This is a genomic window from Candidatus Woesearchaeota archaeon (assembly GCA_027858315.1).
Taxonomy (GTDB): Archaea; Nanobdellota; Nanobdellia; order Woesearchaeales; family UBA583; genus UBA583.
This window is the reverse complement of sequence record JAQICV010000014.1, coordinates 1-10960: the sequence shown is the minus strand read 5'-3', so window position 1 is coordinate 10960 and position 10960 is coordinate 1. Positions and strand designations below refer to the sequence as shown.

Below are 10960 nucleotides of genomic sequence, written 5' to 3'. Positions count from 1 at the left end.
CAACTAAATCATCTCATACATATAAGTCTTGTGAAATAGATAGACAATTCAATAAAACTGTTGTTCATCATATAGTTACAGATTTTTGATATTCTCAAGATATTCTTCATACATTTATGCTATTGTTTTGAAAACTTATAGTTGGGACTAATCAGAAATTATGTATTAAAACTAAATCTGAAGAATCAGAACTTCATACACTAACTGTTCACTTTCAAAAAGAATGTATTACTCATCAATCACTAAATATACCTCATCAACTTGGCATTAGTAAATCTCATGTAATTTCTCATCACGAAGCATAAATAGTTCATCTAAATAATGCACTACCATCACTTGCTTTTAAATCAAATGTATTAACTCAAGCTCAATATCCTCTTATTCAATTTGTATCAAATACAACTCAGTTTGTAGGATTTGTTCAAACTGACATTACTCAAGCAGACAGCCAATTTTGATATTGATTACTAGAATTTAAAGCGCTATATCATCTTCCTGCCCCTGTTACTTCATTAACTGTTGTTTTATTATAAGTTGTTCAGTCTGCTAAATCATCTAAATCTCCAGTAAGTCCTCATATATTTATACTTGCAGCATCTATTTGATTAACTGTAAGTGTATTAGAAGCAATTTCATTAGCAGTTATACTGTTAGCTGCAATATTATCAGCTGTTATAAATACTGATTGTGAGCTTGTACCAAATGCTTGATATTCTGCTTGTTTTCAACTTATTGTTAAATTAGCTACACATATTAATATCTTATCTAGTCAAACACTATCTATTGCAGTTGTAGTTGTTGAAATAGTAGAAGTAGACAATGTTAAGTAAATATAAGTTACAGCACTCATAGCTCAAGTATTACCACTTATAACTGTATATGTAGTTCAGTCTGCAAGACTTATGTTTCAAGCTGTCCAAGTTACTATATTATAAACAGTTGATGCAAATGTAAGTCAATTAACCCATCAAATAATATCTGTTCAAGTTGGTTCAGGAACAGGGATATTAAATACTGATGTTTCAGCATTTATTTTAAGTTTATTAACTCAAGGAACATCAGAAACATCTACATCAGATAGTCATCATATTATTGGCTGTTCAATTATGTTTTCATAATCTATTATTGATTTCTTTTTTATTGTCATATTTTTTCACTATCATAAAATAAGTAGTCTTCATATAATTCAGGACTTGTAGTTCCATCTCAGCTAGTTAATTCAAATTTTAATTCAATAAAATTCCATTTTCAAATTAATGGAATAGTATCTATAAAATCATTGTTAGTTGCTAATGCTGTAGTTATAGTTCTATGTAAAACAAAACTTCAACTAATATTATATCTGTAATAAATTTTTATACTATCTGTTCAGCTTAACTTAGCAAAAGAATTTCTTATTGCAAGAGAAGTTTTCTCTAAAAACTTAGCTTCTGAGTAAAATACTCTTGTTGTTAGGCTTCAAGTTGATGCGTAAGTAGTAGTTGAAAGTTTATCTATTCAAAATGTCGCTCAATTACTCCAAGATACATATAAATCAGTTCAATCAATAAAAATTGCTCAAACTGTATCTGTTTCACTATTACTTGTTCAATAACTTAATGATAATACATCTGGATAGTTTTTGTTTAAACTTCCCCATTCATAAACTCAACCAATTCATCAGAAAAATACTTTATTTCATAAACTAGCAATAGAATCTTGATTTGTAGAATAATCGCTTAATTGTTTTACTTTAGATACATTATATCAATTTATAGGTCAAAACTCTCAATTTGATATAACATAGTCGTTACCTTGTTTATTTATAATCTGTTCTATATTTAATCAAATTAATGGTATATTTTCAGTAGGTTGAGCACTTGTTCAATCCCGATACCATAACTCAAATTTATTAAAAGTTGGATAATAAATATAAATCTTAATAGCTCAACTTCAAGTGAATAAATACTTAATTTGTCATAAATTATTACTTGTAAATTCTCCTACTGTATAAATTCAAGAAGCAGTTTCAGTATCTATAGCAGTATTACATCATATATGTAAAATATTCATCTTAATAACAAAAGGATGATAATTAGAAGCAGTTATTGTTTTATATAACGAAAATGTCATTGTGTTACTAATACTAGCAACTGCAAATTTATATAAAGATGCAGAAGTAGTAAAATAAAAGTTTCAATTATATTCTACAGCCGATAATATAGCTCCTGTCACAGTAGTGCTATTTTTATACCAAATTCAAGCTGTTTTTCTATATACTCATCAAGAATTTCAAAAAGCTAATATATCTCAATTAGACACCTTTAAAAAACAGTTTATTATTTCTGTTATAACTGTTGTACTATCTTTTTCTAGTGCTTTACTTAATGTAATAGATTTAGGATTTGTAAATATATCTATATTATAATTAGATTGAAAACTATTTGGAATACCAGTAAAGTTATCATCACTTATTCATCAAGAAGCTCATTTAAATATTGGTGCTATACTCATAATTATTTATATTTAGATAAATTAGGTGTTCCTCTTTGTGAAATTCAAGGTTTTCTATTTCATAGTTTCTCTACTAAGTTTGGTAGTTTTTCTAATTCAAATATTCTTTTAGCATTTACTGATTCTTCATCTTTTCCTTGCATTTCTTTAATAAATTGCTTCATTCAATCAGATATTAGATAAAAGTATTTAGATGGTATCTTTCCACCAAATAAATCAGTTAAAGCAGTTGTTGCTGTAACATCAGATAAACTTTTGATTCAATATAATTTAATTGCATTAGCAATAGCAGTTTTTGGAGCAGGATATATAAAATATGAGTCATCAGCTATAAAGAATATAGGATTTGACTCACTTACATTTGTTTCATACCAAGATAAATCATGTTCTTGTAATAATATATCTAAGTTTTTTAGTCTAGCTGGTATAAAATCTCATCAAGCTGTATATTGTATGCTTATGGCTTCAACTTTTGGTGTTCAGTTAAAATTACCAGTTGTTATTTCTGGTAATGTGTATTCGCTTTGGTCTACAATAGTTGTTCCTACTGTTAATATGTCCCAAAAGAATCTTTCTCAAATAGCAGATGTTATATAATCTTCTATCTGATGCATAATAATATTAAAGTCTTGAATAGACTGTGCAGGGAGATATTGATAAACATCTACATTGTTTTGATTCATTGCTCTATCTATATAAGTTTGAACAGTCATATTGTTTTAATTATTTATTATTTTTAGCTTCTTTAGCTTTATTTGCTTCGTTTAATTCTCTTTGCATTTTTAGATTATCTATAATATGATGTTCTTTATATCATAAAACTTTTGTATTCTCTAAATCAATTACAAATTCTCCGAAGTGTTGTAAAGTTTTTGAGTATTCATCTAATTTTTTATATCTAAATAGTTTTTTATTATCTTTACAGTCTTTTATTTCTTCCATAACTTCTTCAAGTGTTTTAAATACTTGAACTTCTCACACATCAGTATAAATTACTGTGTATTTACCTTCTTCTCTATCTTCATCTATATAAGTTGTAGTAACTAGATTAAATTGTTCTCTTAACATTATTTTATTAATTATTAATTAAGTGTAGGTTTTTTAACTTCTACTAATTTTGATTTTATCCATTCAACATCATTCTTTTTATTGTTTGGAACATCATTACCAAATTTTGTTACATATTGTGCATATATATCAGAAACATCAGGTGTTTTAATCTCATCAGTTGGTTTTGTAAATACTTCATTACCTTTTAATTCAGGTGCTTTAGTAGTTTTAACATTTTCTAGTGTCTTTTTTTGTTGTAATAGAGTTATTTGTTCTCTTAATACTTCATTTTCTTGTTCAGCAATAGTTTTTGGTCAAGCTAAACCTCTCTCAAATTCTTTTTGAGTTTGTGGTTTTTGGAAATTTTTAACTCTAGCTACTTCTATAATATCATAGTCTTCTATTTCCTCATTTCTTACCATTTCTTTTGCTTTATACAACGGAACCATATATGACTTACCATATCTATTAACTATTTCGGCAATTTTAACCATAAATTAATATTAAATAATAAATTCCTAACCCTTACAATTAAGTAAGGATTAGAGTTTACTATTTAAACAGCGTTTGTTACTAGTTTAAATACACAAGAAACATTTGTTCATACATTTACATATAATCAACTTGTTCAAGTTACTACATCTGTGTCTATAAATTGACATCATTTTGCAAATCAAGTAGTTGTATCAGCAGGTAAAGTTAAACCTTGCATTATTAGAATATCATCGCTAGCATCTCTTAAAACGATATATTCTCCAGCCGTAGCTGTTTTTTGAATAGGAGTTGCCATATTTTTTTTAGTTAGCAATTAAGGATAGCGATTATGCTACAAATATTTCAAATGTACCAAGGTTTTCAGCTCATTCAGTAAATACAGTAGAACCATATTTAGTCATACCTTTAAGGTAATTTAAGAATGTATTAGCTTGTGTTTCTTGTCATACAAATTGAATTTTTGGTTTAATATTTGAACCAAAAGCGATAGGTTTACCTTGTCCGAATAAACAATATCTAGTATTAACTGCTTCAGACAATAAGTTTGTCCAATATAGTTTAACACCATCTAATGTTCAAGTAAATCAACCTGTAACTATTTTATCCCCATATTCTGTACTTCTAATTAAGTCATCTGACCTACTTAGTAAGTTTTTTTCATAAGGAGAAGTGATTAACCATCTATTGTTAGTAGCTAATCCTGTTGCATTACCTAAGCTATCAACAGCAACATCCATTGCTAGATTAACTTTAGTAATTGCTTCATAGATATTAGCTTTAGTAGCTTTAATTGGAGTTCAAGCACCAAGATTTGTAGTAACATCCATATCCCCATCATCTACTGATAAAGATGCAGAAGCATAGTTACCAAATATTTCTAAATCATAAGCTCTTGAGAATGCTTCTTTAGCATCTTTCATAACTTGTGAATTAGGGTCAATATCCATTTCTTTAAATTCTTCATCAGAAATTTCAGTAGCAAAACCTTTGAATACATTTAAAGTAAATGTTTCGTTAGTTTCTACTAATTTAGTAATAGGTATTTCAGAACTTCAAGTATCCATATCACTAAGTGTTACTTTTGCTTGTCTTCTAAAATTTACAGTTCCATTACCATCAAAAAGTCCTTCAAACTTAGTATCAGCTATCATCATTCAGATGAACGAGTCCATTCTAACTTGTGATTGAAGCATTGATGCCCAAGCTTCACTTTTTTGTAAAGTGTTATTTATTGCCATATTTTTATTATTAGTAATTAATATGGTTTACTCATTATTTGAATTTTACCTTTCCGTATTTACTTGTCATCTTTTGTGTATATTCATTTTGTGCTACCGATGTCATTTTATCAAAAGCATCTATTGATACAGTTGGTAAATTTTCATTATTAGCTTGTCATTTCACAAAAGATTGTCAATAAACTTCTCTATTCTTTTCAATTTCTTTGTCTTTCCTAGAGGCTAGAAGATATTGGTCATCTAATGATAAACCTTTGTATTCTGCCATTTTTTCTTTATAAGAATTAGCTTCTGGATTATTTTTGAAAAATTCTTTTTCTTCATAAAACTTTTCTAATTCTTCCCTAGAATTAGATGGAGCGTCTTCTTTTTTGATAGATTTATTAACTCTCTTTAACTCAACGAGTTTTTTTTCAGCTTTTTCAAGTCTATCAGCTTTTGTTTTAAGGACCATTACTTCTTCCCGACTATATTCATCTTTGTCTTGAGATTGGTCTTGACTTTCTTCGTTTTGATTATCTTCTTGATAATCCTCATTAGTATCTACATCTTCTGTAGTGTCTAATTCTTCTTTGTTGTCTAATTCTGCCATGTTAGATAATTTTTAAGCAAATAATAAGAAATTTTAAAAAGTGTTTCTAAACTTCATTTTGCCTACAACATTTGTTATAAGCAATAGAAATTAGTCTTTTTTTTGTATTGTAATTTTTGTAGCTATCAATTCATCAGGTAATTGTTTTAGCTTAAGTAAATATGTTCTCTCAGCTTTTTTATAGTTAAGCAAGTTTAGTTTCTTTATTTCTTCCATATCTCAGAATATATCATCATTGCTTGGAGTTAATAACACATCTTCAATAGCCTTTATTCTTATATTTAACTCTTCACAGAGTATTTTCCACCCTGCAGAGTTCTTTAAATCATTTAATGCTTGGTAATCTGTATTTTTCATAATTATCCGTTAATATTAGAATCTGGTCAGTTTCTCATTCAAGTTCACACTTGTTGTGCAGAGGCCTGTGCAACTGATACATTTGCAGCAGTATTAGTAGGTCAAGATTGTGCAGATTGTTGTCAAGGTTGTTGCATTGGTTGTTGTTGTAGTCTTGCCTTTTCTTTTATTGCTTCATATCTTTTTGCTATTGCTCTTCTTTTTATAGTATTTTCAGGTAATGTTTGATAATATTCAATAAATATTTCGTGTGTTTCATCTAAATTATCTACTGATAAACCATTCTTTGCTATTTTTCAGTTTTCATTTTCTTTTTGTTTTATAGCTAATTTGAGTATAGCCATTTTATCCATTGCGCTTAATTCATCTATTGTATATGGATATGTTTTTTTAACTCTTTGTTTTGGTTCTCATATATCAAGCATTCTATTTCTTTGTAACACTATTACTTTCCGTGTTTGTCATTCTGCTTGTGCTTCTCATATTTGTTGAGGATATAAAGCCAGTCTATCTAACTTCATTGATTCTCTCTCTTGTTGTATTTCTGCTTTACTTTGTAATTTAAGATGTAACATATCTTCTCATACAAAATCATCTTTTTGGAATACATGGAAATCTTCACTATATCAAGTTTCAAGTGCAAACTCTTTTTTGTCTATACTTTTTAGATTAGCTGCATATTGTCTATACCATAAATACTTCCATCTAAATATTTCTCCCCACATTGCTTGTTTGCTTCATAGTAAGAAACGAAGATTAGCATTCTTTTGAGCCATTTCTCTTTCTCATAGAGTGTTATTTCATTGTCATAATACTCATTGTGTATTTCTATCTATTCAAGTATCTAATATACTTTCTTCTTGTAACCAAACTCTTAATTCTTGTGGTAGTCAAGTTGGAGTATCTTTTTGTACATAAGATATTGTATTATTTATATCTTCATCTTTTTCTACATTTACTGGAATATCTTTACCTTCTAAACTAGGTACAGCTAAACCTGACAAATCTTTTATCTTCTTAGTATTTATTAATCTATCTCCTCACATAGCATTTTTATATGCCATTTTAAGCATTAGGTTGAATAGAATTGAATATGCACTCTGTTTACTTCTAAGTAAATCAAAAGGGCTAATTCACATACTATCTCAAGGCAAGAATGAAAAGTATTTTAATGCTATTGGAAACATTATTTTACTTGGGCTTTTTTCTTCTTCTAAAAATACTGGTTCTAGTTTAGTAAATTTAAGTAATTTTTTATTTCAGTTTCAAGTTACTGCAATATATTTTTCTCACTTAAATATTGTTCAGAATATAGTTACAGGAAATTTCTTGTTTTCTTGTGATTCAAAAGTTGTGTTTTGTTCTCTTGCTGTATCTGTGTTTGATTGGTTTTCATAAACAGTATCTATAATAGTATCTAAATCATTATAGTTTTCATATTTAGACTGTTTCATTTCAAACTCTGTCATCTCTGTTTCTATACCGAAAAAACGATGGTCTTTAATAGTAGGTCATCATTTAGGGTCAAATATATATGCTAATGAATCAACATTGTCTATTGTTGGATGAATAGAAGTGAAATCAAAGTCTCAAGCTGTTTGTATTCATACTCAAGTCATTAATCTGTTTAATTCCCAAGTATAATCTTTAACATCTAAATCCATTTCTCAGTAATCAAACTCAGCACAAATATTAGCGTTTTCTGCTCTTTCTTCATCTCAGTTTTTTCTTTTTGAAAACTCTACAGCTATTTCATTAAGATAATTTATGGCCAATAAAGTTTGTACAGTTGTGTATATTGAATGAACATCAACTCTATCTTCTTCACTTTCTCTTACATAAAGTTTAACATCTTCTCTTCTAGTTGTTCTTTTAGTTTCAATATGATTTTTTCCATAATCAAACTCAGCACTTATTTGATTTAAAATCTTTTCTTCTTTAAGTCAGTATAGTTTCATTTTAAGAAGTTAGTTGTATTTACTTTAATTATAGTCTTATTTAAGTCTTGTCAAGTTTATCTTTTGATATTATTCTGGATAGATATTTTTTGTGTCTTTTCTTCTGTCATTTTGTTAAATGAGATTGCCATATATCTAAAAGCATCAGGTCAATGTGAATCAGTATGGTCAGGTTCATCTATATACTTTCAAATAGACTTTACATACTTCTTATGATAACCTCATAATCTCATTAGTCAGACACTACAGTTTTCTTCATCAAAATAACATCTTGAGAATATTTGTCTAACTTGATTTATTCAGTCAGCAACTGATACACTTGGACATATATCAACATTATGTAATAATTCTCTTGCTGTTGATTCTCTAGTTATTCAGGTAGAAAACTCTGTAACTCTTCAATCATGTGGCAAAATATGCTTTCAATATATATAATCTTTGTTTAATACTTCAAAATTTATTATTTGAATCATACTCATTCCGTTTCATTCAAAATAATCTATTATTCTTATTTCTTTAGAATAAATTTGAATAAACCATATAGCTGTTTCATCTCATCATCAAGCTCCTCATAAATCCCATACTGTATGAACTGGTAAACTTGGCTCATAAGCTACTTTGCATATTCTACCTTGTCTTCTTGATAATCATAGTTCTTTTTCATAATAAGCTCACTCAACAGATAACTCAAAGGCTTCTTTTGGTGTACTTGGATATTCTCTTTTCATATCATCTTTTTGCTCTTCTTCTTTAATCTGATACCATAATATTTGTCATTTAGTGAACTCACATCAAGGATAATTTCTTATAAACCGTTCATCTCATTTAATCTTTTCAAAATATTCTAGTGTTTCTTTTTTAAGTATTTGATTTGATTCTATTTCATAACTAGGCTCTAAATACCAAGGATAAAAGAAAAACTTATAATCCATATCAGATAGCTCTTTTCCTTGTTCTTCATTTTGCATAGCCTTCATACTCTTTTCGTAGAAATCTCCACTCGCTCATTCTGCCGTACTTTCTATTGTTACTTCTTGTTTAGGTCAAATAGCATTTAATGAACCTGTTTTAATCTCTCTAGCTTTCTCAGGATATTTTGCACATATCTTTCAATACTCGCTTATATGTAAATATTGTAGTGTTCAAGAACGAAAAGAAGTACCAACTGATATTGAACAGTTATTATTTTCAAACTTAATCTCTCATTGTCTATCAATTCTAGTTTCAAATAAATCTAATAACCATTTAGGTAAATTATCATAAGCAAATTTAACCTTATTATCATATAAGTCTTTTGCCTTGTCTTTATCTTGTGCTATGATTCAATTAGTATGATAAGAACTAAATAAAGTATCATCTAGCTCATCAATATCTATTAATGTACTAAATCATAGTTGTCTTGCTTTTAATATAATATTCTTTGTATGTTTATTATTATAAAAGTGTGTTTGTGCACCATTTGGGATAAAAGGTATTATATTTCAGTCTTTGTCTTTAATCTTATAAAGAACTCAACTAAATATTCTCCAGTTTTTATCTTTTAATTTAGATTTTATTAGTTCTTTTTCAGTCATTAGTAGATTTTGTTATTATTTATATCATTAAATGCTTCATATAATTCTTTGCTTATTGTTTTTCAAGTATGTGCATAAAAAGGATTAATATAATATGTTTTAACTCAATCTCATTTTAACTTAAACTTTCATACTATTCAAGCGTCAATAAATAAAGGTCTAAGAGCTTTTAATGTTCATATAGGTAATTCTAATACACTAAAGTCTATTCTATTCTTAGAATCCATTGTATGTATTAGTTTGGCTACATAATAATATTTAGCTGTTCAGATTATATCTACTAGATTGTCTAAGTTATATTCCATATTATTTTTAGTAAACTTATATTTTAAATATATTCTATTTTCTATTTTACTTTCTCGCTTTTCTGAGTAATATATCATTATAAAGAGATTAATGGATTATAGCTAATACCATTGTATCTCTTTTTTTGTTGTTGTAAAGTTTATTATATTAGACTTTTAGGGTATATTATATTAGACTTTAGCATTTGCTTGTTTTAAGCTAAGGTAAAATAAAAAGTAGACTTTTGTTTAAAAATCCACTCTTATTCTTATAGGTCATTATAACTTGTTATACATTAATCTATTCCTTGTATTTCTTTCAAAACATCTCAAAGTAAATTAACTGTAACAGTATCTTCTCAAATAGTTTTTAAACTAAACTCATCTCTACTTTTTCTTTCAAGCCATTCTTTACTTGCTTGGTAATCACTCGCATTAATTTTTTTAATCCAATTAACCTTTGCTTGTATGTTTGGTTTCTTTTTTAATCTTTCTTTTCTTTCTCAAAAAGCAGGGTTTTTCTCTATATAACGGTATAAAGTAGCTGGATGTATATCAGCATATAAACAACACTCCTCATCTGTTAAACTATTAGTGAATCAGGCTTCTAATTTCTGCAATACTTCTTTTGTCATTTTAGTAGGAGCAGAATTATCTTTTCTTTTATCTTTAGTCATATTTATTTTATAGTAAATAAGCATTCATTAGGTTGATTATTATGAGATTGACTTCATCAAGCTAAACTACTCTTTTGACTAAACTCATATATTGCCTTAAAATCATCTGGAGCATTATATTCACTTACAAAAACTTTATTTGTTTTACTTAATTGTCTAACCCATTCCCAAAACTCTTCGTGGTTAAATCATCACTCAGCATAAGTAGCAGTTCATTGATAAGGTGGGTCACAATATACTAT

At 27.6% G+C, this 10960-nt stretch carries 10 protein-coding genes; 1 reads left to right on the top strand and 9 read right to left on the bottom strand.

The window, feature by feature from the left end:
• Nucleotides 1–2748: 2748 nt before the first annotated feature.
• A complete protein-coding gene (locus PF569_00920; protein MDA3854789.1) occupies nucleotides 2749–3090 on the top strand; it encodes a hypothetical protein in 342 nt (113 codons plus the stop codon).
• A gap of 216 nt (nucleotides 3091–3306) precedes the next feature.
• Here PF569_00920 and PF569_00915 read toward each other — a convergent pair whose 3' ends face one another.
• The 9 genes from PF569_00915 to PF569_00875 all read right to left on the bottom strand — a co-directional run bounded on the left by PF569_00915 (nucleotide 3307) and on the right by PF569_00875 (nucleotide 9151).
• Nucleotides 3307–3435 carry a hypothetical protein gene (locus tag PF569_00915; GenBank protein ID MDA3854788.1) on the bottom strand — a complete coding sequence of 43 codons (129 nt, stop codon included), beginning with the start codon at nucleotides 3433–3435 and terminating at the stop codon, nucleotides 3307–3309.
• Nucleotides 3436–3857: 422 nt separating this feature from the next.
• The gene (locus tag PF569_00910; GenBank protein MDA3854787.1) at nucleotides 3858–4037 is read right to left on the bottom strand and encodes a hypothetical protein; all 180 of its coding nucleotides are present in this window, start codon (nucleotides 4035–4037) and stop codon (nucleotides 3858–3860) included.
• 585 nt (nucleotides 4038–4622) lie between these two features.
• Entirely contained in the window at nucleotides 4623–4775 is a 153-nt protein-coding gene (locus tag PF569_00905) for a hypothetical protein (protein ID MDA3854786.1), read from the bottom strand.
• A 60-nt stretch (nucleotides 4776–4835) separates the two neighbouring features.
• Nucleotides 4836–4985 carry a hypothetical protein gene (locus PF569_00900; GenBank protein MDA3854785.1) on the bottom strand — a complete coding sequence of 50 codons (150 nt, stop codon included), beginning with the start codon at nucleotides 4983–4985 and terminating at the stop codon, nucleotides 4836–4838.
• Between the two features lie 466 nt (nucleotides 4986–5451).
• Complete coding sequence (locus tag PF569_00895; GenBank protein ID MDA3854784.1) at nucleotides 5452–5868, bottom strand: hypothetical protein; 417 nt, start codon at nucleotides 5866–5868, stop codon at nucleotides 5452–5454.
• A gap of 90 nt (nucleotides 5869–5958) precedes the next feature.
• Nucleotides 5959–6084 (bottom strand): hypothetical protein, encoded by a 126-nt coding sequence (locus PF569_00890; GenBank protein MDA3854783.1) that lies wholly within the window; start codon nucleotides 6082–6084, stop codon nucleotides 5959–5961.
• Nucleotides 6085–6087: 3 nt separating this feature from the next.
• Complete coding sequence (locus PF569_00885) at nucleotides 6088–6225, bottom strand: hypothetical protein (GenBank protein MDA3854782.1); 138 nt, start codon at nucleotides 6223–6225, stop codon at nucleotides 6088–6090.
• Between the two features lie 1304 nt (nucleotides 6226–7529).
• Nucleotides 7530–7694: a hypothetical protein gene (locus tag PF569_00880; protein MDA3854781.1), complete on the bottom strand. Its 165-nt coding sequence runs from the start codon at nucleotides 7692–7694 to the stop codon at nucleotides 7530–7532.
• Nucleotides 7695–9004: 1310 nt separating this feature from the next.
• A complete protein-coding gene (locus PF569_00875; GenBank protein ID MDA3854780.1) occupies nucleotides 9005–9151 on the bottom strand; it encodes a hypothetical protein in 147 nt (48 codons plus the stop codon).
• Between the last annotated feature and the right edge of the window lie 1809 nt (nucleotides 9152–10960).